Source organism: Halobellus sp. Atlit-38R (genome assembly GCF_003665925.1).
GTDB lineage: Archaea > Halobacteriota > Halobacteria > Halobacteriales > Haloferacaceae > Haloquadratum > Haloquadratum inordinatus.
Genome location: NZ_QXIJ01000002.1, coordinates 335,038 through 359,964, shown reverse-complemented (window position 1 = coordinate 359,964; position 24,927 = coordinate 335,038). Strand labels below are relative to the sequence as shown.

At 67.7% G+C, this 24,927-nt stretch carries 29 protein-coding genes; 15 read left to right on the top strand and 14 right to left on the bottom strand.

What is annotated here, in order from left to right:
• The first annotated feature begins 1 nt into the window (after position 1).
• Both D3D02_RS04435 and D3D02_RS04430 read left to right on the top strand, forming a co-directional pair.
• Positions 2-733, top strand: a complete 732-nt coding sequence (locus D3D02_RS04435; RefSeq protein WP_121568764.1) for a fumarylacetoacetate hydrolase family protein — start codon at positions 2-4, stop codon at positions 731-733.
• Positions 734-803: 70 nt separating this feature from the next.
• Positions 804-1,073 (top strand): hypothetical protein, encoded by a 270-nt coding sequence (locus D3D02_RS04430; protein ID WP_121568827.1) that lies wholly within the window; start codon positions 804-806, stop codon positions 1,071-1,073.
• Positions 1,074-1,244: 171 nt separating this feature from the next.
• Here the strand turns inward: D3D02_RS04430 and D3D02_RS04425 are convergent, their stop codons facing one another.
• Entirely contained in the window at positions 1,245-1,865 is a 621-nt protein-coding gene (locus D3D02_RS04425; RefSeq protein WP_121568763.1) for a transcription antitermination protein, read from the bottom strand.
• Positions 1,866-1,981: 116 nt separating this feature from the next.
• Between D3D02_RS04425 and D3D02_RS04420 the strand changes: the two genes are divergently transcribed.
• Positions 1,982-3,589, top strand: coding sequence for a stage II sporulation protein M (locus D3D02_RS04420; RefSeq protein ID WP_233560578.1), 1,608 nt, complete (start codon positions 1,982-1,984; stop codon positions 3,587-3,589).
• Positions 3,590-3,760: 171 nt separating this feature from the next.
• Here the strand turns inward: D3D02_RS04420 and D3D02_RS04415 are convergent, their stop codons facing one another.
• Positions 3,761-4,627, bottom strand: a complete 867-nt coding sequence (locus D3D02_RS04415; protein ID WP_121568761.1) for a sulfurtransferase — start codon at positions 4,625-4,627, stop codon at positions 3,761-3,763.
• A 253-nt stretch (positions 4,628-4,880) separates the two neighbouring features.
• On the opposite strand from D3D02_RS04415, the gene D3D02_RS04410 reads away from it, so the two are divergent.
• Entirely contained in the window at positions 4,881-5,663 is a 783-nt protein-coding gene (locus D3D02_RS04410) for a sulfurtransferase (protein ID WP_121568760.1), read from the top strand.
• Between the two features lie 39 nt (positions 5,664-5,702).
• Positions 5,703-6,554, top strand: coding sequence for a hypothetical protein (locus D3D02_RS04405; protein WP_121568759.1), 852 nt, complete (start codon positions 5,703-5,705; stop codon positions 6,552-6,554).
• A 46-nt stretch (positions 6,555-6,600) separates the two neighbouring features.
• Here the strand turns inward: D3D02_RS04405 and hisB are convergent, their stop codons facing one another.
• Entirely contained in the window at positions 6,601-7,203 is a 603-nt protein-coding gene (gene hisB, locus D3D02_RS04400; protein ID WP_121568758.1) for an imidazoleglycerol-phosphate dehydratase HisB, read from the bottom strand.
• 127 nt (positions 7,204-7,330) lie between these two features.
• On the opposite strand from hisB, the gene hisG reads away from it, so the two are divergent.
• Positions 7,331-8,176, top strand: coding sequence for an ATP phosphoribosyltransferase (gene hisG, locus D3D02_RS04395; protein WP_121568757.1), 846 nt, complete (start codon positions 7,331-7,333; stop codon positions 8,174-8,176).
• A gap of 61 nt (positions 8,177-8,237) precedes the next feature.
• Here the strand turns inward: hisG and D3D02_RS04390 are convergent, their stop codons facing one another.
• The gene (locus D3D02_RS04390) at positions 8,238-8,612 is read right to left on the bottom strand and encodes a hypothetical protein (RefSeq protein WP_121568756.1); all 375 of its coding nucleotides are present in this window, start codon (positions 8,610-8,612) and stop codon (positions 8,238-8,240) included.
• Positions 8,613-8,645: 33 nt separating this feature from the next.
• A complete protein-coding gene (locus D3D02_RS04385; protein WP_121568755.1) occupies positions 8,646-9,209 on the bottom strand; it encodes a TATA-box-binding protein in 564 nt (187 codons plus the stop codon).
• A gap of 176 nt (positions 9,210-9,385) precedes the next feature.
• Between D3D02_RS04385 and D3D02_RS04380 the strand changes: the two genes are divergently transcribed.
• The gene (locus tag D3D02_RS04380) at positions 9,386-10,375 is read left to right on the top strand and encodes a methyltransferase domain-containing protein (protein WP_233560577.1); all 990 of its coding nucleotides are present in this window, start codon (positions 9,386-9,388) and stop codon (positions 10,373-10,375) included.
• A gap of 107 nt (positions 10,376-10,482) precedes the next feature.
• Here the strand turns inward: D3D02_RS04380 and D3D02_RS04375 are convergent, their stop codons facing one another.
• The 3 genes from D3D02_RS04375 to D3D02_RS04365 all read right to left on the bottom strand — a co-directional run bounded on the left by D3D02_RS04375 (position 10,483) and on the right by D3D02_RS04365 (position 12,799).
• Positions 10,483-11,088: a protein sorting system archaetidylserine decarboxylase gene (locus D3D02_RS04375; protein ID WP_121568754.1), complete on the bottom strand. Its 606-nt coding sequence runs from the start codon at positions 11,086-11,088 to the stop codon at positions 10,483-10,485.
• 3 nt (positions 11,089-11,091) lie between these two features.
• The gene (locus tag D3D02_RS04370; RefSeq protein WP_121568753.1) at positions 11,092-12,186 is read right to left on the bottom strand and encodes an AAA family ATPase; all 1,095 of its coding nucleotides are present in this window, start codon (positions 12,184-12,186) and stop codon (positions 11,092-11,094) included.
• 67 nt (positions 12,187-12,253) lie between these two features.
• A complete protein-coding gene (locus D3D02_RS04365; RefSeq protein WP_121568752.1) occupies positions 12,254-12,799 on the bottom strand; it encodes an SHOCT domain-containing protein in 546 nt (181 codons plus the stop codon).
• Between the two features lie 94 nt (positions 12,800-12,893).
• Here D3D02_RS04365 and rnz point away from each other — a divergent pair, with 94 nt between their 5' ends.
• Both rnz and D3D02_RS04355 read left to right on the top strand, forming a co-directional pair.
• The gene (rnz, locus tag D3D02_RS04360) at positions 12,894-13,823 is read left to right on the top strand and encodes a ribonuclease Z (RefSeq protein WP_394337709.1); all 930 of its coding nucleotides are present in this window, start codon (positions 12,894-12,896) and stop codon (positions 13,821-13,823) included.
• Between the two features lie 192 nt (positions 13,824-14,015).
• Positions 14,016-15,995: a DUF460 domain-containing protein gene (locus D3D02_RS04355; protein ID WP_121568750.1), complete on the top strand. Its 1,980-nt coding sequence runs from the start codon at positions 14,016-14,018 to the stop codon at positions 15,993-15,995.
• Between the two features lie 14 nt (positions 15,996-16,009).
• On the opposite strand, the gene D3D02_RS04350 is transcribed toward D3D02_RS04355, so the two are convergent.
• The gene (locus D3D02_RS04350; RefSeq protein WP_121568749.1) at positions 16,010-16,327 is read right to left on the bottom strand and encodes a PLDc N-terminal domain-containing protein; all 318 of its coding nucleotides are present in this window, start codon (positions 16,325-16,327) and stop codon (positions 16,010-16,012) included.
• Between the two features lie 128 nt (positions 16,328-16,455).
• Between D3D02_RS04350 and D3D02_RS04345 the strand changes: the two genes are divergently transcribed.
• The 3 genes from D3D02_RS04345 to D3D02_RS20580 all read left to right on the top strand — a co-directional run bounded on the left by D3D02_RS04345 (position 16,456) and on the right by D3D02_RS20580 (position 18,628).
• On the top strand, positions 16,456-17,289 hold the full coding sequence (locus D3D02_RS04345) for an aldo/keto reductase (RefSeq protein ID WP_121568748.1): 834 nt from the start codon (positions 16,456-16,458) through the stop codon (positions 17,287-17,289).
• A gap of 84 nt (positions 17,290-17,373) precedes the next feature.
• Positions 17,374-18,369, top strand: a complete 996-nt coding sequence (locus tag D3D02_RS04340) for a tyrosine--tRNA ligase (protein ID WP_121568747.1) — start codon at positions 17,374-17,376, stop codon at positions 18,367-18,369.
• A 106-nt stretch (positions 18,370-18,475) separates the two neighbouring features.
• Positions 18,476-18,628 carry a hypothetical protein gene (locus D3D02_RS20580; RefSeq protein WP_158599317.1) on the top strand — a complete coding sequence of 51 codons (153 nt, stop codon included), beginning with the start codon at positions 18,476-18,478 and terminating at the stop codon, positions 18,626-18,628.
• A gap of 48 nt (positions 18,629-18,676) precedes the next feature.
• On the opposite strand, the gene hisA is transcribed toward D3D02_RS20580, so the two are convergent.
• On the bottom strand, positions 18,677-19,405 hold the full coding sequence (gene hisA, locus D3D02_RS04335) for a 1-(5-phosphoribosyl)-5-[(5-phosphoribosylamino)methylideneamino]imidazole-4-carboxamide isomerase (protein ID WP_121568746.1): 729 nt from the start codon (positions 19,403-19,405) through the stop codon (positions 18,677-18,679).
• A gap of 166 nt (positions 19,406-19,571) precedes the next feature.
• On the opposite strand from hisA, the gene D3D02_RS04330 reads away from it, so the two are divergent.
• Together D3D02_RS04330 and glmM are read left to right on the top strand one after the other, a co-directional pair.
• The gene (locus tag D3D02_RS04330) at positions 19,572-19,832 is read left to right on the top strand and encodes a hypothetical protein (protein ID WP_121568745.1); all 261 of its coding nucleotides are present in this window, start codon (positions 19,572-19,574) and stop codon (positions 19,830-19,832) included.
• A gap of 126 nt (positions 19,833-19,958) precedes the next feature.
• The gene (gene glmM / locus D3D02_RS04325) at positions 19,959-21,320 is read left to right on the top strand and encodes a phosphoglucosamine mutase (RefSeq protein WP_121568744.1); all 1,362 of its coding nucleotides are present in this window, start codon (positions 19,959-19,961) and stop codon (positions 21,318-21,320) included.
• 174 nt (positions 21,321-21,494) lie between these two features.
• Here the strand turns inward: glmM and D3D02_RS04320 are convergent, their stop codons facing one another.
• From D3D02_RS04320 to hisI, 3 genes are read right to left on the bottom strand one after another with little or no spacing between them, the layout of a single operon-like run.
• Positions 21,495-21,812, bottom strand: coding sequence for a hypothetical protein (locus D3D02_RS04320; RefSeq protein WP_121568743.1), 318 nt, complete (start codon positions 21,810-21,812; stop codon positions 21,495-21,497).
• Positions 21,812-22,996, bottom strand: coding sequence for a hypothetical protein (locus D3D02_RS04315; protein WP_121568742.1), 1,185 nt, complete (start codon positions 22,994-22,996; stop codon positions 21,812-21,814). The genes D3D02_RS04320 and D3D02_RS04315 overlap by 1 nt, the downstream gene beginning before the upstream one ends.
• A 6-nt stretch (positions 22,997-23,002) precedes the next feature.
• The gene (gene hisI / locus D3D02_RS04310; protein WP_121568741.1) at positions 23,003-23,371 is read right to left on the bottom strand and encodes a phosphoribosyl-AMP cyclohydrolase; all 369 of its coding nucleotides are present in this window, start codon (positions 23,369-23,371) and stop codon (positions 23,003-23,005) included.
• Between the two features lie 134 nt (positions 23,372-23,505).
• On the opposite strand from hisI, the gene D3D02_RS04305 reads away from it, so the two are divergent.
• A complete protein-coding gene (locus D3D02_RS04305; RefSeq protein WP_121568825.1) occupies positions 23,506-23,775 on the top strand; it encodes a HalOD1 output domain-containing protein in 270 nt (89 codons plus the stop codon).
• A gap of 12 nt (positions 23,776-23,787) precedes the next feature.
• On the opposite strand, the gene D3D02_RS04300 is transcribed toward D3D02_RS04305, so the two are convergent.
• Positions 23,788-24,849 carry an A24 family peptidase gene (locus D3D02_RS04300; protein WP_121568740.1) on the bottom strand — a complete coding sequence of 354 codons (1,062 nt, stop codon included), beginning with the start codon at positions 24,847-24,849 and terminating at the stop codon, positions 23,788-23,790.
• Positions 24,850-24,927 lie beyond the last annotated feature (78 nt).

The following is a 24,927-nucleotide window of genomic DNA, read 5'->3' as shown; positions in this document are numbered from 1 at the left end:
TATGCGACTCGCACGGCTGCAAACTCCGGACGGAATCGTTCGCGGACGGTACGACGACGGCGTCGTCGTCGCCGACGATGGCGAATACGTCGTCGGACGCGACGGATCCCTCGTCGCGCCCTGCACCCCGTCGGCGCTGTACTGCGTCGGCCGGAACTACGCGGAGACTCTCGATCAGATGGACTACGAACGGCCCGAGGAGCCGGATTTCTTCATCAAGCCGCCCGCGTCGCTGCTCGGTCACGAGACGTCGATCAGATACCCCGCGTGGACGGACGAACTCACCTACGCGGGCGAACTCGCCGCGGTCGTCGGCCGGCGGTGTCGCGACGTCGCGCCCGAGGACGTTTCCGACGTCGTTCGCGGCTACACCATCCTGAACGACGTCGACGCGCTCGATCAGGCGGGCCGAACTGCGCGGAAGGCGTTCGACGGGTCGGGTCCGCTGGGGCCGTGGATCGAGACGGACCTCGACCCGACCGCGATCGAGATGGAGACGCAGATCAACGGCGAGATCCGGCAGGACGCGAACACGGAGCTGATGCTGTTCGGCCCCGACGAGATCGTCTCGTTCCTCTCCGAACGGTTCACGCTCCGCCCCGGCGACGTCGTCGCGTTCGGCAGCCCGGCAAATCCCGGCCTCATCGAACCGGGCGACCGAATCGAGATCACCTACGAGGGCGTCGGAACACTCCGAAACGACGTGATCGCGCCCGACGACGCATCGCGGTAGGCGTCGGTACGCCACCAACTCTCGTGACAAGGGCTCAAAAGTAATGTGTCTGTGGGCGGAACCGTACGATATGTCACGCGAACTCCTCCAGGAAGCGAGCGAGCGGCTCCGCGCCGCCGCCGAAGCCGCCGACGGCGACGTACAGCGACGTATCTACGACCAGTCCGACGCGCTCGCGACGCTCGCCGCGCGCGAGGAGCAACCGGACCACGGCCGACTCGCTCGCCATATGAACGAACTCGCGGAACTGGCCGACGCGACCGACGGCGACGCCCACGACGCAGTCGTCGACGCTCGCTCGAAAGTGTCGACGTTCCGTGAGGGCGTCGAAGGCGTCTGACGCGCGACAGACGAACGCGCCCGTTCTTCAACGATTCAGGCGCCAACCCCTCTGTTTCGGGTGGAGATTGACACCAGGTAACAGGGTCGAGTGGGGACGCCGGCGTCGGTGCCGAAACCTGCGACTGCGCGTTCCGGCGCCGTGCGGTCGACCACTGATCCTCAGATCGTCCTAGCAGACGTTCTTCGGCTTGATCCCCATCGATTCGAGCGTCTCGACGTAGTCGTCGTAGGCCGCGTCGATCACGGCGTCGCCCGCGCCACGCGCGGCGTCCCAGTCGTCGTCGCTCTCACAGACGTCGTCGAGGGCGTCGGTGACGCGGTCGCGCTCGGCTTCGAGATCCGAGCGAAGGCCGCGGAAGTCGTCGGCGGCCATCGGGTCCGCGTCGCCGACGAAGAAGCCGACCATCTGGCCGACGTGTTCGAGCGTGACGAGGTAGCGGCCGAGGAGGCCGCCGAGGCGACCGGGCGCCGATTCCAGTCCCGAAAGCGTCTCGTAGCGCTCCGGTACGTCGTCGAGCGACGGGTCGTCGACCACCGACGCGGCGTGCCCGCGAGCCGCGTCCGCGAGTTCGGCGTAAAGTGCGCCGACGTCGCCGTTTTCGGCCGTGCTCGCCGTCCATTCGTCGAGCACTGCCGCGAGTGCGAGCGCGTCGTCCGCGGCGGCCGCGCGGACCTGCTCGGCCGCCATCTCGCCGCCGGTGAGGGCGTACATCGCTTTCGAGGATCCCAGCCGGGAGAAGGCGGTCTCGTGGCCGTCGCGCAGTTCCGTCGCGAGGTCGCGTCCGTTCATACAGCACTGTTGGCCCGCAAATCGCTTGTAGCCATCGACACGTCGAGGTACCCGATACGTCTGCGCGCTGTCGGAGGCCCCGAACATCTATGTCTCGCGGCTGAGACGTTCGAGCCGTGACTCCCTCCACCGCCCTCCGCACCGGCGCCCGGATGCTCTGGGAGCGTTCGGCGTCGGTCATCCCCGTGTACCTCCTGGTGAGCGGTCTGTACGGCGTCGCTCGCGTCCCGTTGCTCCTCGCTGGGCTCCTCGCTCTGTGGCTCGCCGCCAGCAGCGGACGGCTGCAGCCGTTCGTCGACGCGCTCCGCGACGCCGCCAGCGACTCGGCGCCGCCTGCGAGCGGTGACGGATCGGGGTCTGTCGACCTCGGCGCGGTCGATCCGGACCAACTCGGGCCGGGTCTCGGCGACGCCGTCGCGAACCTCCTGACGCCCGATATCGTGGGGGTCGTCCTCCTCGGTGTGTTCCTCTCGGTGCTCCTTTCGGTCGTCGTTTCGGCCGTCGGCGGTGCGGCAGCGATCAGCACCGTCTTCGGCCTCCTGACGGACGAGGACGGCGTCCTCGCCGCGGTCGAGGGCGCCGGGACGTACTGGCGCTCGTTCCTCGGCGTTCGCGTGCTCTTGCTGGCGGCGCTCGCGATCGTTCTCGTCCCGATCGGAGCCGCTATCGTGTGGGCCGTCGGCTTGGTCGTCGGCGCCTCGACGGGCGGCGTCGCGGCTTCCACGTCCGCCTCGGCGGCCGCCGGTCCGTCTGCGGAGTCCTCGGTGCTCGCGCTCGCGGTCGTCGGGATCGGCTCGATCGCCGCGTTCGTCGCGGTTCTCGTCGTCTTCCTCCTCTTCGCGTTCGCCGAGCAGGCGGTCGTCGTCGACGACGTCGGCGCGGTCGCGGCTGTCCGACGCAGCGTTCGGTTCCCGTTCCGTCGCCCGACGGCGTTCCTCGGCTACGTCGTCGTCGCGTTCGGCGCCCTCGTTGTCTCCGGATTGGTCGCGGGCGCCGCGTCGGTCGCCGGTGCGACCCGCGTCACCGGTCTCGTGAGTGCCATCGTCGTCCCGCCGGTCCTCGACGGCTTCAAGACGTCGCTGTACGCGGAACGGCCGCTCCCGCCGACGCCCGAGGTGGCTCCCCCCGGCGAGCGACTCCGATCGGCGTTCGGCGGCGGTCTCAGGGCCGTCGGACGGTTCGTCGGCGACCACCCGCTCGCGAACGTCGCCTCGCTCGCCATCGTCCTCGCTGGCGGCGCAATCGGGTGGCGAGCGACGGCCTCCCTCGGCGTGTCGCTCCCCGTCGGCAGCGACGTGGGTAACGTCTTCGGCGCGTTCCCCGGCGGGACCTTCGTCAACCTGGCCGTGAACAACTGGCTGGTCGCCAGCAACGTTGCCTTCAGCGGCCTCGCAGCAGGTATTCCGGCGGTGGTGACGCTCGGGTTCAACGGGCTCATCGTCGGCGCTGTCGGCGGCGTCTTCGATCCGATCGCCTTCCTCGCGCTGGTCGCGCCGCACGGGGTCGTCGAGATCCCCGCGCTCGTCGTCGGCGGCGGTCTCGGCCTGTGGCTCGGCGGCGTCGGCCTCGGTGCCGCCCGGGGACGACTCGTCGCCGACGAGGTCGCATCGGCCATCCGTCGGACCTATCGGGTCCTCCTCGGCCTCGTGCCGCTTTTCGTTCTCGCGGCGTTCATCGAGGCGTTTCTCACGCCCGCGATCGCCAGCCTCGTGCTGACAGGGTGAACGCCGCCGAACACCGTCGCTCACGGGCGAGGAAGCGACGGGTGACTTCGGAGAAGCCAGATCGGAGGGCCGCAGTCAGCGGACGAGGAGAGAAGGTGTCAGAGGCACCGGGTCGCGTCGGTCTGTCGAGCGCCACGTGCTGCCGCCCGTGACGGCCCGACCGCGACGTGACTATTGAGCGTCGCCGGTCTCGATCGGCGCGCCGACGAGGTTGCCCCACTCCGTCCAGGAGCCGTCGTAGTTGACGACGTCGTCGTAGCCGAGCAGTTCGTGGAGCGCGAACCACGCGATCGAGGAGCGCTCGCCGATCCGGCAGTAGGCGACGGTCGTCTTCGAGCCGTCGATTCCTTCCTCGGCGTAGAGTTCTCGGAGTTCCTCGGCGGACTTGAACGTCCCGTCGGAGTTGACGGTCGCCGCCCAGGAGATGTTGCTCGCGCCGGGGACGTGGCCGCCGCGCTGAGCCGTCTCCTGCAGTCCCGGCGGTGCGAGGATGTCGCCGCGGAACTCCTCGGGCGAGCGGACGTCGACCAGCGGAAGTCCCTCGTCGACCGCGTGCTGGACGTCGTCGCGGTACGCGCGGATGGACTCGAACGGCCCCTTCGCGGTGTACTCGACGGGGGAGAACTCGGGGACCTCGTCGGTGACCGGGTAGTCGTTGTCGATCCAGTAGTCGCGGCCGCCGTTCAGGAGGCGAACGTCGTCGTGCCCGTAGTACTTGAACTGCCAGTAGGTGTAGGCGGCGAACCAATTGGAGTTGTCGCCGTACAGCACCACGGTGGAGTCCTCGGAGATGCCGTGGCTGCCGAGGAGGTCGGCGAAGTCGTCCTTGTCGAGGATGTCGCGCGTGGTCTGATCCTGCAGCTGGCTCTCCCAGTTGAAGCCGATCGCACCGGGGGCGTGGCTGTCGTCGTACGCTTCCGTGTCGACGTCGACTTCCACCAGTCGATACGCGGGGTCGTCGCTCTGGAACTCGTCGAGGTGCTCCGCTACCCACTCGGGGGAGACGAGCACGTCTTTGGCGTAACCGTCGTCTGTCATTGCGTCCTTCTATACACCCCCATACGGTATAATCCTCACAGCTACGGCGTGTACTGCCCATCCTCGCATTATCAAGAGAATTTTGCCGCATTAACAGATCGTGACAGGATTCGGGGGCGCGACGGCGTCCACACGCCGACCTCCCTCGTCTCGACGCCCGAATTAATAGGCAATATGGTCCTCTTTCTCTGACAGCGGGCGAACCACGCCAACATCGGCCACGTTGAAGGGTGCTGCGCCGGTACTGGTAGCTATGTACGAGAACGTCGTCGTCTCGGCCGACTGGCTGGCGTCGCGACTCGACGAGGTGCGGGTGATAGACGTTCGGGACGCGTGGGAGTACGACGGCATCGGCCACGTTCCGGGCGCGGTGAGCGTGCCGTTCGAGACGTTCCGCAGCGAGGCGGGCGACGAGGGGATGCTTCCCGGCGCGGAGACGTGGGAGTCGCTGCTATCGGACGCCGGCGTCGGCTCGGACGACGACGTGGTCGCCTACGACGATACGCACGGCGTCTTCGCGGCGCGCTTTCTCGTGGCTGCGGAACTGTACGGCCACCCGCCGGAGCGCCTCCACCTCCTCGACGGCGACTACAGCGCGTGGAACCGCGACCACGAGACGACCTCGGAGTCGCCGTCGCCGACCGCGACGTCGTATTCGGTTCGAGAACCCGAACACTCGCCGCTCGTCGACTACGAGACGGTTCGCGCGGCGCTCGACGAGCCGGACACCACCGTCGTCGACACCCGCGACCCCGAGGAGTACGCCGAGGGCCACCTCCCCGGCGCGGTCAACCTCGACTGGCGCGAACTCGTCGACGACGAGACGCGCGGGCTCAAGCCCGAGTCTGAACTCACGGACGCCCTCGCGGACGTCGGCGTGACGCCCGACGCGCGCGTGATCCTCTACTGTAACACGGCACGGCGAATCAGCCACACCTACGTCGTGTTGCGCTCGCTCGGCTACGCCGACGTGGGGTTCTACGAGGGCAGTCTGACCGAGTGGACCGAGCGCGGCGGCCCGCTGGAAACCGCGTAGGTCGAATGGTTTTATCAGCGCGCCCCGGGAGCATCAGGTATGCCGATGCGTCAGCTTCGCACCTGTGACTTCTGCGGCGACGACGCGGCGGGCGTCTACGAGGTCCTCCCGCCGGAACTGTCGCCGACCGAGGCCGAACAGCGACGGGTCGTCCTCTGTGCCGACTGCTTAGAGACGCTCGAAGGCGTGCTCGATCCGCTCCTCGCGCGCCTCGGTGTCGGCCGGAGCGACGAGCACGGCCCCGACCGCCCCGTGACTCCCGCGGCGTCGAGCGGCGCGCCCGACTCATCGGAGTCGACTCCGGCCCTAGATTCGCAGTCCCCTGCCGACACCGCTGCTGCTGATACCGCCGTTGCCGATTCGAGTGAGTCGGTCGATACCGGCGCCGCGCCCGAGACAGATACGGGCACGGATACAGAGGCGGAGGTGGACATAGACGGAGAGACAGATATGGACAGCGAGACGGAGACGGACACGGACGCAGACGCGGACACAGAATCACCGACGGGGGCCGACCCCGATTCGGACGACGCTTCCTGGGAGGACGCCAGGTCGCCACCGCCGCTCGGCGAGAGCGAGGAATCGGCGCCGTCGATGCCCGACGCCGCCAGCAACGGCACGGCAGAGGCTGACGCGTCATCCCCGCCGGAATCGTCGTCGGAGGCTCCCGAGCGCGCATCGGGGCCGTCGACGACTGACGAGGAACCCGAGGAGTTCAGAACAGTGATGCGCCTGCTCGGCAATCGCGAGTTCCCGATCCCGCGAGCGGAGATCGTCGAACTGGCGGCGGGCGCGTACGATCTCGAGGAGTCGCACGTCGAACAGATTATAGAGTACGCGGTCGACCGCGACCTCCTCGTGGACGACAGCGGGACGCTCCGGAAGGCCTGAAGACGGGCCGCGTCGGAACGTCCGAGAACGAGACGCTTCGGCCGGGCTAGAGTTCGCCTTTCGTGCTCGGCGTGTCGCTCCGGCGCGGGTCGACGCGTGTCGCGTCGTCGAGCGAGCGCGCGAGCGCCTTGAACAGCGCTTCGACCTCGTGGTGAGCGTTGACGCCCTCGACTTCGGTGTGCAGCGTCAGGCCGGCGTTCATCGCCAGCGAGTACGCGAAGTGCCGCGCCATATCGCTCGTGAAGTCGCCGATCTGTGCCTGGGAGAAGTCCCCGTCGAAATCGAAGTGCGGTCGCCCGCTCACGTCGACGACGACGCCTGCGACCGCCTCGTCCAGTGGGACCTTCCGGTCGGCGTAGCGGACGATGCCGCGCTTGTCGCCGAGCGCCTCCGCGAAGGCCTCGCCGAGAACGATCGCGACGTCCTCGACGGTGTGGTGATCGTCGATGTCGAGGTCGCCGTCGCAGTGGACGGTCAGATCGAACAGGCCGTGCTTCGCGAACGATTCGAGCATGTGATCGAAGAAGCCGACGCCCGTGTCGACCGCGGCGTCGCCGTCGCCGTCGATCGTGAGCGTGAGGTCGATCGTCGTCTCCGAGGTCTCGCGGGAGACGGCCGCGGTGCGCTCCGTTCCGTCGTCGTCGCTCATACCGGCGAATCGACGCGCGCGCCTATCACCGTTGTGCCTCGCTCGCTCCCGTGTCGCGCCCGCCGGGGAGCCGAGTCGCCCCGACAACGAGCGAAAGTGGTACGTCCCGGGCGCGCGACGCTCCGGTATGCGCATCGCCGTGCCCAACAAGGGCCGCCTGCACGACCCGAGCGTCGACCTCCTCGAACGCGCCGGCCTCCACATCGAGAGCGCTGCCGACCGGAAACTCTACGCCGACACCGTCGATCCCGACGTGAGCGTCCTGTTCGCCCGCGCGGCCGACATCCCGGAGTACGTCGCGGACGGGGCCGCCGCGGTCGGCATCACCGGCCGCGATCAGGCCGTCGAATCCGGGTGTGACCTCGTGGAACTCCTCGATCTCGAGTTCGGCCGCTGCCGACTCGTCCTCGCGGCGCCCGAGGACGGCGACATCTCTGATCCCGCCGACGTCGCGGGCAAGAGCGTCGCAACCGAGTTCCCGCGGATCACACGGCAGTACCTCGACGAGGAGGGGATCGACGCCGACGTCGTCGAGGTGACGGGCGCGACGGAACTGACGCCGCACGTCGAGATGGCCGACGCCATCGTCGACATCACCTCGACGGGGACGACGCTGCGGATGAACCGCCTCGCGGTCGTCGACGAGGTACTCGAATCGTCGGTGCGGCTGTACGCCCACCCGGACTACGCCGACGACTCGAAGGTCGAACAGCTCGTGACGGCCTTCGAATCTGTGCTCGCTGCGGAAGACAAGCGCTACGTGATGATGAACGCGCCGCGGGATCGCCTCGACGACGTCCGCGAGGTCATTCCGGGTCTCGGCGGTCCGACGGTGATGGACGTCGCGGGCGACGACACCGTCGCGGTCCACGTCGTCGTCGAGGAACACGACGTCTTCGAGGTCGTCAACGACCTGAAGGCCGTCGGGGCCTCCGGAATCCTCGTCACCGAGATCGAGCGACTCGTCGAGTGAGTTGAGAGCGGCGCGCGAGCGGACGGAAGGGCGCGCCCGCCGGACAGAAGGGTGCCCCTGTCTACCCCGGCGCGCTCGTCAGGAGCGCCAGCACACCGAAGATGATGGTCCCGAGGATGACGCTGACGACGAAGTGGATGAACGTGATGTACGCCGACAGCCGCCGCGTCTGCTCGTAGAGCAGCGCGATCGCGACCCCATCGAGGACGAGCGCAGCCACGAGCCCCACGAACGGATTCACCCCGAACGTCGTGACAAGGATGGCGACGACGGCGGGAACGGGACCGACGACGAACGCGTTGCGGACGGGGACGTCTCCGAGGACGTTGCGGGCGGCGATGTGTGCAGTGACCGACAGGAAAATCGCGAACGAGGCGAACGTCCCGGCGATCGCGATCGGACTCCCGGCAGCGGTGGATTGGATTGGCAGCAACATACAGAACGAATCGAGAGCGTCGACAGCGGGACCTCAGTCCTCTAGCAGGCCGAGTTCGCTCAGCCGAGAGACGATCACGTCGACGGCCTCGCGGGCGTCGTCGGGCTCTTTGCCGCCGGTGATGACGAGCTTCCCAGACCCGAAGAGCAGCGCGACTACCGCGGGCTCGTCGAGTCGGTAGACGAGCCCCGGGAACTGCTCGGGCTCGTATTCGATGTTCTCCAGCCCGAGCCCGATGGCGATGGCGTTGAGGTTGAGATTGCGACCGAGATCCGCGGATGTGACGATGTTCTGAACGGTGATCTCGGGGTCGTCGTCGACGGGGATCTGCAGATCACGGAGCTTCTCGAAGACGATGTGGAGGCTCTCGTGAACGTCGTCGGTCGACTTCGCGCCGGTACAGACGATCTTGCCGGAACGGAAGATGAGCGCCGCAGACTTTGGCTCCTGGGTTCGGTACACGAGACCGGGAAACTGCTCGGGGTCGTAATCAGCACCTTCGAGGTCCATCGCCACGCTCTGGAGGTCGAGCTCCTGACCGATCCCGGTGGAGGCGACGACGTTCTCGATGTTGATGGTGTCCTTGGGGTCGCTCATTGACGACTTAAACGACGTATTTAAGGTTTAAAAAGGTTGGTGCGGGTGCTGACAGGTCGCAAGCACCGGACGGCGCGGCGTCTGGGCGGCCGTGAACCGCCAGGGCCGCGCTTTTGGAATTCCTGGATTCGACGTGCAATCGCTACTATCATTGGCGGGCAGGGCGAGGGACGAGCGTGTACTGTCTGGAACTCGCGGGCGAGGCGGACGACGAGGCGTTCGCCGCCCTGGAGGCCGACCGCGCCGCTGCGTCGGCCGTCACACGCGTCGCCCCGGGACTCGCCACCGCCCGCGGCGTCCGTCTTGACTGCGTGCCGACGCTCGCGTACACGCGCCGCGTCTCCGAACTTCTCGGCCGGACCGACGCGTCAGTGTCGAGTGCGGTCGCCCTCCTCGAAGCGGCCTCGATCGAGCGGCGCGGCAGCGTCGCCGTGCGGGCGCGGAACGTCCGCGCGACGGCCGACGTGAGCACTGCGACGGCCGAGCGCGAACTCGGCGGGGTGCTCGTCGACCGCGGCTTCTCGGTCGACCTCGACGACCCCGATCACGAACTCCGCGTCTGTTTCGCCGACGACGTCTGTCTCGTCGGCTGGATCGCCGCCGAGCGCGATGCGGCCTTCGGCTCGCGCGCGCCGACGGACCGGCCGTTCTTCCAGCCCGGGAGTATGGCCCCGATGGACGCCCGCGCGTACGTCAACCTCGCGGCCGGCCCGGCGCTCCCGGACGCGACGGTGCTCGATCCGATGTGCGGCACTGGCGGCCTGCTCATCGAAGCGGGACTCGTCGGCGCGCGCGCCGTCGGCTCGGACGCCCAGCCAAAGATGGCACACGGCGCGGCCGAGAATCTCGATCACTACCTCTCTGAGACCGACTGGGGTGTCGTCCGCGGCGACGCCACGGAACTCCCCTTCGCCGACGGCGCGGTCGACGCCGTCGTCTTCGATGCGCCCTACGGCCGCCAGTCGAAGATCGCCGGGCACGAACTCGCGGACCTCGTCGGCGGCGCGCTCGCGGAAGCGGCGCGCGTGGCCCCCGCGTGCGTCCTCGTCGCCGACCGCTCCTGGGACGACGAGGCCCGCGAGGCGGGTTGGACCGTCGACGCGCACTTCGAGCGTCGCGTCCACCGGTCGCTGGTCCGGCACGTCCACGTGCTACAGCGCGTGTGATCTGTCACCGACTGATCGGGCTTATCGTAACTGTTCGGGGACTCTCGCCGTTCCGTCCGGCGAGAAATCTATGACGACTTACGATACGCCCTATGAGCCCGACCCGCCTACCGCTCTTGTGCTGCTAGAATCGACTCGCCGGCGCGGACGCTGTCGCCCTCCTCGACGAGCAGGTCTTCCCGGTCATAGGCGGGCGGGAGGAGCACGTCCGCGCGCGAACCGAAGTCGATGTGGCCGATCCGCTGCGCGCGCTCGATGTCGTCGCCGCCGGCGACGTACGGGTGGATGCGCCGCGCGAACGCACCGGCGATGAGCGAGAGTTCCGCAGGCCCCTCGTCGGTCGCGACGTCGACGTCGACGCGCTCGTTGCGCTCTGATTCCTTCGAGAACGCCGGTCGGTGTGCGCCCGGACGGTGGGTGACGCGCTCGACGCGGCCGTCGAACGGCGCGCGGTTCACGTGCACGTCGGTGACGTTCATAAACACGCCCACGCGGAGCTGATCGCCCTCCTCGCGCACGACCGAGACGTGGCCGTCGGCGGGCGAGACGACGCCCGGACCCGAGGGCTGGCGATCGGGATCGCGGAAGAACCACGCGACGAACCCCCCGACGGCGAGCGCGACGACGGCCAGCGGGAACGCGAACGGCGCGAGTACTGCGGCCGCGGCGAACGCGGGAACTGCGAATCGACGAGCGCCCGGAGCGAAGCGCATCGCTCAGGCCAGTGCCTCCTCGTCGAGCTCCGACTGGCCGCCAGCCCACGCCGCTAGGAGATGAGTGATGTGGAGGCGGCCGTCGTTGCCCTCCGCGAGGTCGAGGTCGACGCGTCCGGCGAGCCGGTGCAGCCGCACGAGGTTCGTCTCGCCGAACTCCTCGGGGTAGGTGTCGGCGACGCGAAGCAGTTCCGAGAGGAGTTCCTGGCCGCCGAAGCCCTCGTCGTCCAGCAGCGACGTCACTTGCTTGCGAGCGTCGCTGATCTCGCCCGTGGCTGCGGCGTCGAGGACGTCCTTCAGCGCGTCGTCGTGGCCGGCCTCCGAGAGCGCCGTCTGTGCCGCGTCGACGGTGATCTCGTCGTCGCCCTCGATCGCAGCGTGCTGGGCGGCGAGCACGGCGTAGCGGAGGTCGCCGTCGGCCTTCGAGGCGATGAGGTTCAGCGCCATCGGCTCGGCGGCGACCGCCTCGGCGTCGGCGATCTCGACGAGCACGGCTTCGATCTCGTCGGTGGTCGGCGCGCGTACGGGAACCGGGAAACACCGCGAACGGATCGGCGGGATGAGCTTCGAGGGCTGCCGCGTCGTGATCACGAACTGGGTGCTCTCGTGGTACTGCTCCATCACGCGGCGTAAGGCCTGCTGGAAGTCCTCGCGGATGGTCTCGGCGTTGTCGAGGAGCACTGTCTTGTACGTTCCCGAGGCGGGCTTGTACGACGCGAGCTCCTGCATCACGTGCGAGATCATATCGCGCTTGGACCACTCGCGCTTGTACTTGTTCCCCTTGCCGCCGCGTCGGTACTGTTTCGAGAACGCCGTCTGTCCCTGCAGGAAGCGCTCGAAGCGCGGGTCCTCGCGGATCTCCTTTTTGCTTCGGCTGAAGAAGTCCGCGACGTTGATCTCGACGAGGTCGGCGTCGGGATCCTCGTGCGCCTCGCGGGCGAGCGCGCGGACGGCAGCGGTCTTCCCGACGCCCGGCGGGCCCTGCACGACGAGGTTCATCGGTTCGTCGACGGTGCGGGCGAGTCGCTCTCGAACCTCCTGCTGCGGCAGGTCCGAGAGCGAGGGCGCGTGCGTCTCCGTCCACAGGGGCGCGTCCATCGACGGCGAGTAGTCGGCGAGGGGCTAAGAAACTCTCCCTCCGCGCCCGCGACACGCTCGGTGGCCGTTACGGGGCGCGCTCGGTTTCGGGACCGTTGCGTTCCCGTTCGCGACCGTCGCCACGCTGGCTCCTGTCGTGCTCCTGTCCCCGCCCTTGCGGTCCCCCCTGTTCGATGCGTTCGCGGGCGTTCTCGGGCGTGTCCGTCTCCAAGAGGACTTCGAGCTTCCGCTCGAACTGCTCCTCGGAGAGGTCACCACGCGCGTAGCGGTCACGCAGTCGGTCGAGCGCGGCGTCTACGCCGCCGTCGGCGCCGTTCCACTGGTCACCACCCACTGTGCCGTCTGACTGCTCGACCCGATCGGTACGCGGCGTCGACGAATCGGTCTCTGCTTCGGCGCGTTGTCTACTGCGAGCGAGTGAGACCAGCGGAACGACGGCCGCGTAGCCGACGACGAAGACGAGCCAGAAGTCGACCGCGGCGAGCAGCGGGACGCCGAAGAGCGAGCCGAGCCCCGCTCCGAGGACCACGAGCGCAGTGGCGGCGACGACGGGGTCGTCCGAGTCGGCGGGACCGAGGCCCGCTCGGTCCAGTCGGTCTCGGCGATCGTCCATACCTGTCGGTTCGGGAGGACGACCAAAAAGATACGCCGCACCGATATGATCCGACACGGGTTTACCCCGTCGCCTCCCAAAATCGAGTATATCGATGCGCGTGACATTTCTCGGGACGGGTGGGGCCGTACCGACGACCGAGCGGGGGCCGAGTGCGTTCCTCCTCGAACGGGAGGGAGAACGGCTCCTGTTCGACTGCGGAGAGGGATCCCAGCGGCAGATGATGCGGTTCGGGACCGGATTCTCGGTCTCGCACGTGTTCGTCACGCACCTCCACGGGGATCACGTCCTCGGCATTCCGGGGCTGATCCAGACGCTCGACTTCAACGACCGCGAGGAGCCGATCGCAATCCACGGTCCACCGGGCTCGAAGGGCCACCTCGAACGCCTCGTCGAAGCCGGCGGCTATCGACCGAGCTTCCCCGTCACGGTCCACGAATCCCGCCCCGGCGGCGTCGCGCTCGACGCCGAGGACTACGAGGTTCGAACCTTCGCCACCGAACACCGGGGCGCGAGTTCGATCGGCTACGCGCTCGTCGAGGACGACCGCCGCGGTCGTTTCGACCGCGAGAAGGCCGAGGAACTGGGCGTTCCCGTCGGTCCGAAGTTCAGCCAACTCCACGACGGCGACGCCGTCGAACTCGACGATGGCACGGTCATCTCCCCCGAACAGGTCGTCGGCGATCCCCGCCCCGGGCGGCGCTTCGTCTACACGGGCGACACTCGCCCGGTCGACGCCACCGTCGAAGTCGTCGACGAGCCCGACCTGCTCGTCCACGACGCCACCTTCGCGACGGAGTGGGCCGAACGCGCGCGTCAGACGGGCCACTCGACCGCCCGCGAGGCCGCCGAGGTCGCCAACCGCGCCGGTGCGAAGCGGCTCGCGCTCACGCACATCTCCTCGCGGTACGCCGGCGACGCCTCGCCGATCGAACGCGAGGCGAAACAGACGTTCTCCGGCGAGCGAGCGTTCGTCCCCGACGACGGACAGAAAGTCGAGATTCCGTATCCGGACGACGAGTGAGCGACGGCTTGCGGTAATCGAATCAGGTTTGCGAACAGCCGACCACGAGTGTTCCCGCGCGGGGAGGCCGGACAACCGCTGACCGGCGCGGGGTGAGCGTCACGTCACGGCGGCGATGGCCCCGGCTTCCGATATAAAGGCTCGTGATGCATCCGGCGTGGCATATATATCCGCAGACGCCCAAACGACGGTGTGAACGACCGGACGAGCGCACTCGACACCCTCGTCTTCGGCGTGGACATCCAGAGCGGCGACGTCCGCGGGGACGCGCCCTCGTACGCCCTCGTCGCCTTCGATGGCGAGAACGTCGACCGCGACGTGGTCTCCCACCGAAAGCTCCGCCGCCTGCTCGACCGCGAGGAACCGGCGATGCTCGCGACAGACAATATGTACGAGCTGGCGGCCGACAAGGACGAACTCGTCCACTTTCTGCGGGCGCTTCCGGCGGAGACGAAACTCGTGCAGGTGACCGGCGCAGAGCGGCCGGAACCGCTCTCGCGCGTCGCCTCCAGACACGGCGTTTCCTACGGGAAGAAGCCGATGAAGGAGGCCGAAGCCGCGGCACGGCTCGCGGCGGCGAACGTCGGCTACGAGGTGGCGGCGTTCGGCGACACCACGACGGTCAAGGTGTCTCGCGGGCGCTCGACCGGCAAGGGTGGGTGGAGCCAGGACCGCTACACGCGGCGGATTCACGGCTCCGTGAAGCGCCGCTCTCGTGAGGTCCAAGAGCGGCTCCGACAGGCCGACCTCGACTTCGAAAAGGAAGTCACAGAGAAGTACGGCGGCTACGCGAACGCCGTGTTCACGGTCGAAGCGCCGCCGACCGACATTCCGGTCTCCCGCGGTCGCTCCGGCGACACGCGAATCGAGATCGAACGTGAGCGCCACGACGGCATCGAGTTCGAGCCGTTAGTCAAGCGGCGCGACCACGTCGTCGTCGGGATCGACCCCGGAACGACGACGGCCGCGGCGGTCGTCGGCCTCGACGGCTCCGTCCTCGACGTCTACTCGACGCGGACCGCCGACACGGCCGACGTGATCGAGTGGCTCATCGAGCGCGGGCGACCGATCGTCGTCGCCGCCGACGTCACGCCGATGCCCGAGACCGTCGAGAAGTTCCGGCGGAGCTTCGACGCCGCCGCGTGGACGCCGCACTCGGATCTCCCGGTCGACGAGAAACTCCACCGCACGCGCGAGGCCGCCTACGAGAACGACCACCAGCGGGATGCCCTCGCCGCGGCGCTGTTCGCCCTCGACGACCACGAGGACCAGTTCGAGCGCATCTCACAGAAGGTGCCACCGGACGTCGAGCGCGGTACGGTCATCTCCCGCGTCGTCGCGGGCGAGGAGTCCGTCGAGGCCGTCCTCCGTGACCTCCGGGACGACGAAGACGACGAGGAGTCCGAACCCGAACACGAGGAGCGCGAACTCACCGACGAGGAAAAGGAGATCCGGCGGCTTCGCAAGCGCGTCGAACGCCTCGAATCGCACGTCGACGACCTCAACGAGACGATCGACGAGCGCGAGGCGACGATCGAGGAGTACAAAGGGAAACTCTCGGAGGCAAAGCGCGAGGAGCGCCGGAAGGCCAGAGAACGCCGCGAGGTGAAGCGTCTCGAACGCGAGAACGACCGGCTCGAACGGCGCGTCGAGACCTTAGCGGAGGAAAACGAGGAACTCGACGGGAAATTGGAGCGACTGAAACGCCTCTGGAAGCTCGATCACTCGAACTTCGCCGACGTCGACACCGACGGCGACCTCGTTTCGGTGAAGGTGATCGAGCAGTTCACGCGGGACGCCATCGAGACGACAGACGAGCAGTACGGCCTCGCGGCGGGCGACGTCGTCTACCTCCGCGACGCCTCCGGAGCCGGGCGGTCGACCGCCGAACGGCTGGCGGACGTCGACCCACGTGTCGTCCTCCGCTCGGGCGGCAATCTCTCGGAGATCGCTGACCAGATTCTCTTCGAGCACGATATCCCCGTCGCGCCCGCCGACGACGTCGCGATCCAGGAAGTCGACGAACTCGCGGTCGCCAGCGAGGCCGACGTCGAGGCCGCCATCGACGACTGGGAGCGTCGCGCGGAGGAACGTCGGAAAGAACGGAAGGCGTCGATGGTCGATCAGATCATCTCCGAGCACCGCGCGGAGACGCGCAGCGAGAGCCGATAACGGATTTTATCTTCTCACCGAGCGCGAGCGGTGGCGTCGACTTCGTAGGGCGCGTCGGGCTGACCGAGGAAGTAGTACGCGACGAAGCCCACGAACGGGAGGAAAAAACACAGCGCCGTCCACGCCAGTACGGCATCGCTCCCGCGCCCCGTCGCGTCGAGGTAGACCCATCCCGGCAGCGCGACGTGGGCGACGAGGAAGTACAGCGCGAAGCCCGCGAAGTACGCGAACGTCCCGACGTCGGTGACGACGATCCACATCACGAGCAGCGGCAGGAACGCCACGGCGACCAACCCCCCGAGGACGATGAGCGGCGAACGGGTCGTTGCCATCGCCGATACGTTGGGACCGCGTGCGTATGACGCTTTCCAGTGGGGTCGGCAGTCGCCCCGGTAGCCTCTGCACGGACAGCGTCCGACCCACTTCTTTACAACGCCGCGCGAGGTATCTACGGCCGACTATGAGTTCGATGCCGAGCCGGACGCTTCCGAGTGGCGATGAACTCCCGATCGTCGGCTACGGGACGTGGGACAGTTCGGGCGAGGACCTCCGCGACGGCCTTCGAACCGCGCTCGATGCGGGCTACACCCACATCGACACCGCCGAGGGCTACCAGAACGAGGACACGATCGGTGAGGTCCTCGCCGAGTACGACCGCGACGACCTCTTTTTGACGTCGAAGGTGCTCCCCTCGAACCTCCACTACGAGGACGTCCTGGAGTCGCTGTCGGCATCGCTCCACCGCCTCGGCACCGACTACCTCGACCTGTATCTGATCCACTGGCCGAACCCGACTATTTCGCTGCGCGAGACGTTCCAGGCGCTCGAACGCGCGTACGACGAGGGCCTGATCCGCAACGTCGGCGTGAGCAACTTCACGCCCTATCAGCTCCGGTTCGCCCAGAAGGTCGCCGACGTGCCGATCGCCGCGAACCAGATCGAGTTCCACCCCTGGTACTTCCAGGAGGATCACCTCGAATTCTGTGACGAACACGACATCGTCGTCGAGGCGTCGGCTCCGCTGGCCCGCGCGGAGTTCCTCGACGACCCGCTCGTGACCGAACCAGCCGACGCCTACGGCGTCTCGCCCGCTCAGATCGTCCTGAAGTGGGCGGTCGAGAAAGGCGTCGTCGTCCTCCCGAAGTCGTCGGATCCCGACCACATCGAGTCGAACATCGACCTCTTCGACTGGGACCTCGACGCGGACACGGTCGCCCGCCTCGACGGCGTCGACCGGATGGAGAACGTCTATATGATCGACCTCGACGACGAGATCTACGGGATTCCGTCGTAACCGCGTCGCGGTCGGCGGCGTCCCCGATCCTGCCCGCGACGACATCCCAGAAGTCATATGCCGGAGTCGCGATTCTGCGCACGTATGGACGCCTACGAGCAGATCACCCGGAACGTCTCCGAGGTGGTCACAGAGGACGAAGTGCGCGCGCTAGCCGAATCCCCGGACGGAAAGCGGGCGTACGTCGGCTATGAGCCCTCCGGCGTCCTCCACATCGGTCATATGCTGACCGCGAACAAACTCATCGAACTCCAGGAGGCGGGCTTCGAGATCGTCGTGCTGTTGGCCGACGTCCACGCCTACCTCAACGACAAGGGGACGTTCGACGAGATTCGCGAGACGGCGACCCGAATGCAAGAGCAGTTCGTCGCCTACGGCCTCGAGGAGTCCCAGACCGAATTCGTCCTCGGCTCTGAGTTCCAACTCGACGAGGAGTACGTGCTCGACCTGCACGCGCTCGAACTCGAAACGTCGCTCTCGCGGGCCGAGCGCGCGATGGCGGAGATTCAGAGCGGCGACACCGCGACCGTCGCACAGGCGGTCTACCCGCTGATGCAGGCGCTCGACATCGTCTATCTCGACGTCGACCTCGCAATCGGCGGGATGGAGCAGCGCAAGGTGCATATGCTCGCTCGCGACACGCTGCCGAGTATCGACGCCGACGCGCCGACGTGTCTCCACACGCCCTTGATCGCGGATCTGACGACCGGCATCGGCAAGATGTCGACTTCCTCGGGCGTCTCCATCTCGATGGAAGACTCCGCGTCGGACGTCGAAGACAAGGTTAACAAGGCGTACTGCCCGCCGACCGCGGATCCAGAGCCGACAGACGAGGGCCAAGAGCGAGAGAACCCCGTCCTCCAGATCTTCGAGTACCACGTCTTCCCGCGCTTCGGCGAAGTCGTCGTCGAACGCCCCGAGAAGTACGGCGGCGATCTGACCTACGAGCGCTACCAGGACCTCGAAGACGACCTCGAATCCGGCGAACTCCACCCGGCGGACGCGAAGGGCGCGCTCACGACGTACCTGAACGACCTCATCGCGCCCGGTCGCGAGAAGATCCGCGAGCAGCGGGACTGAAGCTCTGTCGTCGGTCTCCTCTACCGACGTCGCCTCCTTCCCACTGCGGCCGTCTGACGCCCGTCTTGCTGAGATTGATATTCGTGAGCCGTCAACTTAGCCGATTATGGGGATCAAGGGAGTAGTGCTCGGCGCGTATGCGCTCTGTCTCGGGGGACTGCTGTTGTTCTCGGACTCGGGCGTCGCGACCGGGTTGGGGGTAACGCTCGTCGCGCTCACGGGCGTCGCAGTCGTCGCCCAGTACGGGACTATCCAGTAGCGTTTGCAAGCGTTCGCACGCTGACCGACGTACGAGGCGCTGCAAGCGCTACTGTACAGCCATCGCGTCCGCGAGAGTGAACGTCCCTTCGTAGAGCGCGGTCCCGACGACGACGGCCGCTGCACCGGCGTCTTTCAGCGTTCGGACGTCGTCGAGCGACGCGACCCCGCCGGAGGCGACGACCGGGATGTCGACGGCGTCGACGACGCGGCGCGTCACGCCCGCCTGGACACCTTCGTGCTGGCCTTCGACGTCGACGTCGGTGAACAGAATCGCGCCCGCGCCGAGGTCCGCATAGCGCGCCGCGGCGTCTGCGGGATCGAGTCCGGTGCCCTCGGTCCACCCGGAGACGACGACCTCGCCGTCTTTGGCGTCGAGGCTCACCATCACGCGTCCGGGGTACTCCGCGGAGATTTCTTCGACCAATTCGGGCTCTTCGACGGCCGCCGTCCCGAGGATGACGCGCTCGACGCCGCGGTCGAGCAGGTCGATCGCGTCCGCCGCAGTGCGGATTCCGCCGCCGAGTTGCACCGGCACGTCGACGGCGTCGACGACTGCTTCGACCGCGTCGGCGTTCTGTCGCTCGCCCTCGAACGCCCCGTCGAGATCGACGAGGTGCAGGGTCTCGGCGCCGGCGTCGACCCAGCGCTCGGCGGCCGCGACCGGGTCGCCGTAGCGTTTCTCGGTGCCGCGTTCGCCCTGTACGAGCTGGACGACCTCGCCGTCCTGCATATCGACCGCGGGGACGACCTCGAAAGTGGGGAATGGATCGCTCACGCGCGAGTGTCGGCGGGGGAGCGGCCTAAAGTCTCCGGAGCGGCGTGCCGCTGCGCGGTCGGGGTCGGACGCAGCGGTGCGAGACTGCGGCTTGCAGTCGCGGCGGGGTGCGTGTCTGTGTCACTCGAACCGAAAGAGCCACAGCAGTGAATCCTCCATTGGAGGTATGACAAGCGCACCCCTCGAACTCGTACCCGAACTGCTCGAGGTCCTGTTCTTCAGTCTGGGCTCCGTCGGCCTCTCGCTCGTCGGGGCATCTCTCGAACGCTTCGCGCTCACGACCGCCCAGGGCGGCGAGGTCACGCTCGGCCTGTGGGCCGCGGTCATCGGCGCCGTCGCGCTGTATTTCGCGTACTACGTCGCCGTCGACAAGGCTCTGCCGACGATGACCGAGTTCAAGCGCGCTCTCGGCGACGCTGCCGAGTGAACCGGGCGAATCAGTCGAACCGGTGCCGGCGCGCGAGTGCTCGTCCGCCCACGGCAGGCGATCGACGCTCTCTGACCGACGATTCCTTCGCAACCGCTTTTACGGCGCGATGAGGAAGACGACGTAATGAAACTGTTCGGTTCGAGCGGCACTCGCGGCGTCGTCGGCGACGGCCTGACGCCCGAGTTCGTCCTCCGCGTCGCGAAGGCGGCGGGGACAGTGTGGGAGACGGACCGCGCCGTCGTCGCACGCGACACCCGAACCACCGGCGAGATGCTCGCGAATGCGGCCGTGAGCGGCTTAGAGAGCGTCGGCGTCGACGTCGACCGGCTCGGGACGACCCCGACGCCGAGCGCCGTCCGCTACGCCGGCGAGTACGAGCGTCCGGGGATCATCATCACGGCCTCGCACAACCCGCCGGAGTACAACGGCGTCAAGCTCGTCGGCGCCGACGGCGTCGAACTCAGCGTCGCCGACCTCGAACGGATCGAAGCGCACGTTCTCAGCGAAGACTTCGGGACCGCCGCCTGGGACGAGGTCGGCGACTCGCGGACGATCGACGCGGTCAACCGCGAGTACGTCGAGGACCTCCTCGCGTCGGTCGACCGCGAGGCGATCGCCGACGCCGACCTCACCGTCGCGCTCGACCCGGGCCACGGCGCGGGCGCGCTCACGAGCCCCGAGTTCTACCGCGAACTCGGCTGTGAGGTCGTCACCGTCAACGCCAACCCCGACGGGCACTTCCCCGGCCGCGAGTCCGAGCCGGTCGAACCGAACCTCGCCGACCTCAAATCGCTCGTGAAGGCGGCCGACGCGGACGTCGGCATCGCCCACGACGGCGACGCCGATCGGGCCGTCTTCGTCGACGAGACCGGCGCGTTCGTCGCGGGCGAAGCGTCGCTCGCCGCGCTGGCCGCCGCCGAACTGGAGGCAGGCGACACGACTGTCGCCGCCGTCAACGTCTCACAGCGACTCGTCGACGTCTGTGAGGACGTCGGCGCCACGCTCGAACTGACCCCGATCGGCTCGACCAACATCATCACTCGGATTCGGGAACTCCGCACGATGGGCGAGCGCGTCCCGATCGCCGGCGAGGGCAACGGCGGGATCTTCTTCCCCGAATACCGACTCGTCCGAGACGGCGCCTACGTCGGCGCGAAGTTCCTCGAACTCGTCGCCGAACGGCCCGTGACCGAGATCGTCGCCCCCTACACCGACTACGAGAACGTCCGCATCAACCTCGAATACGACACGGACACGGAACTCGACGCGATGCTCGGCGCGGCCCGCGAGTTTGCCGAGTCTGCGGACGCCGACCCGAACACGATCGACGGGTACCGCCTCGACTACGGCGACGCCTGGGTGCTGGTCCGTCCCTCCGGCACCGAACCGAAAGTGCGCGTCTACGCCGAGGCGCGCTCGGAGTCACGTGCTCGCATTCTCGCCGAGGAGGCGGCCGACGCACTCCGCGCCGCGCTTGCGGAGTGATACTGTCGGACAGACGTTCGTGAATGATGTTGGCACCCACGGAGTGCCGATACTTTTCACATCGTTCTGTCCGACAGTATGAGGCTGTAGCCCGCATCGTCCAGGGTGTTCGGGCGTTCAGAGTTCCCAGTTGTCCACAGCTCACAGTTGTCCTGACGCACGGATCGCCGCCGTTCACAGCGCGAAAAAACCGAATAGCAGACAGACCACGCCGAGCACCAGAAGGACGAAGCCGCGCTCGACTGAGACATCGTCGCGGCGGTTCGTCGCCGACTCGGTCGTCGTCGAGGCCGAGTCGTCCGACGAGGACCGCTCGCTAGGTGGTTCGAGCCAATCTGTCGGGTGTGCGAGTCCCGTCTCGGTCCCCGCGTCGAGTCGCTCGTCGCCGTCGGCATCGAGTCGTTCGAGCGCGCGCTTCGTCCGCAGCGACCGCGCCCCGTAGTAGAGGCTGAGTGCCCCGGCTGCGAACGCCACCGCCGAGACGGCGACCATCAGCCCTGTTGCCTGCCGGTCTCGTTCGCGTCCTCCAGCGCCGCCGACAGGCGCTCGCGGGCGTCGCGGAGGCGTTCCAGTTCGGCTGCTGCGACGCCGGACTGAACGCGCTCGCGTTCGTCGGCGTCGAGTTCTTCGTGCGCGCGAGCGGCGAGCCTGAGTTCCGCGTAGTCGTCGCGGCGGGTCAGATCCCGCACCTCTCGAAGCAGTGCGACAGTCTCCTCGGAGGCGAACCGTCCGAGTAGCGAGATCGCTTCGCCGGCGAAGCGGCGGAGCGTCCCCGCCGACGGCGGCGGGAGCGAGACGGTCAACGGCCCGGCCGAGAGCCGTTCGAGGTACGTTCGGTGGACGGCGACGCTCGTCTGGAGCGCCGCGGGGTCCTCGGCGTAGTGATCCAGTTTCGACCCGGAGTAATCGGCATACTCCAAGAGCGTCGGAATCGGTTCGTCGGCGTCGGGACTCTCCCGAACGAACTCGCGGAGGTCGCGCGGCGGCGACCGGAACGCGACGAGCGGGAACGACTCCCCGCGTTCGAGGAACTCGATCACGGCGGTCGCCGACGCCGACTCGTAGAACGACTGGAACTCGGCGCTGACGGCGTCGTTGTACGCCTCGATCGGGTCTCGGAGCGTCTCGACCGGCGCGCCGAGGTCGGCGTCGGCGAAGGCGAGCGTCTCCGCACGCGATTCGATCTCCTCGTCGAGGTCGCGGAGACAGAGCTTCGCGTCCCGGCGTGCCTCTGAAAGCGTCTCTTTCGTCTCCTCGCGCCGGTCGAGGAGGTCGACGTACTCCGCGGCGGGTTCGAGGTCCTCGCGCGCCGCGTCGAAGTGGTCCTCGCTGAGTCGCCGTCGGTCCATCCGCTCGGCGGCGGCCTCGAAGCCGTCGTGCGCCGGGATCGACTCCGGGAGGTCTTCGACGAGGCCGAGAAAGCGATCCTGGAACTCGACGTACGCCTGGAAATCCCCCGTCCCGGTGGCGGAGTCCTCGTAGTTCTCGAACAGCCGGATCGACTTCCGGTAGGCGTCCGCGGCGGCGACGACGGACTCCTCGCCCACGTCCTCGATCCGCGATTCCACCTTCTCGCGCCGCTCGCGCGCCGCCTGCAGGTCCTCGATCCGCGCGTCGACTTCGGCGAGCAGCGCATCCACGTCGGCGTCGTCAGCCGTCGATTCCGGTTCGGACATCGGTCCTTACTCGTACACCGCGTCGGGATCGAACACTTGCTCGCCGACGTTCTCGCCGTCGATCGTCCGGTAGAAACACGAGCGGTGCCCGGTGTGGCACGCACCGCCCGCCTGGTCGACGAGATACAGAAGCGTGTCGGCGTCGCAGTCGACGCGAATCTCCTGAACCTCCTGGGTGTGGCCGCTCGTCGCGCCCTTCTCCCAGAGTTCGTCGCGACTGCGGGAGTAGTAGTGTGCGCGCCCCGTCTCGCGCGTTCGCTCGAGCGCCGCCGGTGAGACGTACGCCAGCATCAACACCTCGCCGGAGTCGGCGTCCTGTGCGACGGCGGGGACGAGTCCGTCATCGCCGAAGTCCACCTCGACGTCGTCGGTCATTACCTCGACCGAGGAGTGTCCGTCCGATAGGTCTTTTGCCCCGTTCTGGACCCGGAATCGCGCTGGCATAAAAATAGTTTGACAAAATAGTGAAACTCCAGAAAACACAAAACTACGACCGCAGACTGATCGCAATGACTGACCCTCCAGATGACGAAATCGTCCATCGGACTCTCGAGACGGATCGAGAACAGCCGGTCGTCCAGATTGCAGAGGTCGTCGCCGAACTCGAAGGAAAGAGCCACGAACAACTGACGACGACGTACGAGCACCTCGATCACGTTCTCGAATACCTATTCACCACGCCGCCGGTCCCGGAAGCACAGGTCGAAATTACGTTCAGCTACGAGGGATACCGAATCACCGTCGAGCAGGACGGGAGTGCGCAGTTCGTCAAAACGTGACTCGGCCGGCGCTCACAGCACGCCGAGCGCCCCGAGAACACCGAACACGACGTCGCCGTACGTGAACGCCAGCAGCGTCCCGACGAACATCGGGACGATGAACGGGATGCCCGGCGAGATCCACACGTCGTTCTGATCGGCGACGATCTCTAGGCCGCCGCGGAGTTTCGCCGGTGTCGTGCCGTAGGCCGTCCCGTCGATGCTGTCGAGGAACGCCTCCGCACCCCACTGGTCGTCGGCGCCGACGTCCGTGTCGCTTGCGGCGGCCGCTCTGCCGTCCGTATCGCTCGCGAGTGCCGTTCCCTCATCGGTTCCCCCGTCAGTGTCGATATCGGCCGCTCCCGTCTCGGGAACCGGTGAGTCGCTCTCGACGCCGACTGCGCCGTCTGTCGGCTCGTACGTCGCACCGATGCTCTCGGGGTCCCGGAACCCATCGGGGTCCGCCCGGAGGTCGTCGAGGTTCGCGCCGCGCCAGCGGAGGTACATCCGCAGTGCGTCGATGTCGAGGCCGTTCCGCGAAAAGCCGTCGGGGGTCTCGAACAGGCGGCCGTGCGCCGTCGAGAGCGCCGAGACGTCGATCCGCCGGCCGAGGAAGACGACCGGGAATCGGACGTCGCCGTCGAGCAGATTCCGGCCCGCGATCGCGAGCGGATAGACGGCCGCGAGGACGACCGTGTTCGTCAGGACAGTCATCGAGAAGACGCCGAGCGTCGTCACGGTCGAGGGCAGCGTGAACCCCGCGAAGTAGTACGTCGGAAACGTCGGGAGGAGAATCGCGATCGTGATGAGCGCCTTCGCGTCTGCGCCCCCGAAGCCGCCGAGCAGCCAGAAGATGTAGGCGATCGGTGCGACGAGAAAGAGGCTGATCGCGACGCGCACGAAGAACAAGACGTCCGCAGACGTCGCCATCGAGACGTGTCCGAGGGCGTCCCACACGAGCAAGAGGACGCCCAGCGCGACCAGCGGGTACCAGGTCCGACTCGGCACCCGCCGCGTCTCGACGTCCCGCCACGCCGCCCACCCGAGGACCGGGAGGACGGCCAACCGAAGCAGATCCGGTACGCTGGCGAACATACAGGGGAAGTGACCCCGGGGGAGTTGTAGTTTGCGTCTGCGTCGGCCCCACCTCGCTCACCGCGTCGGCGCTCACAC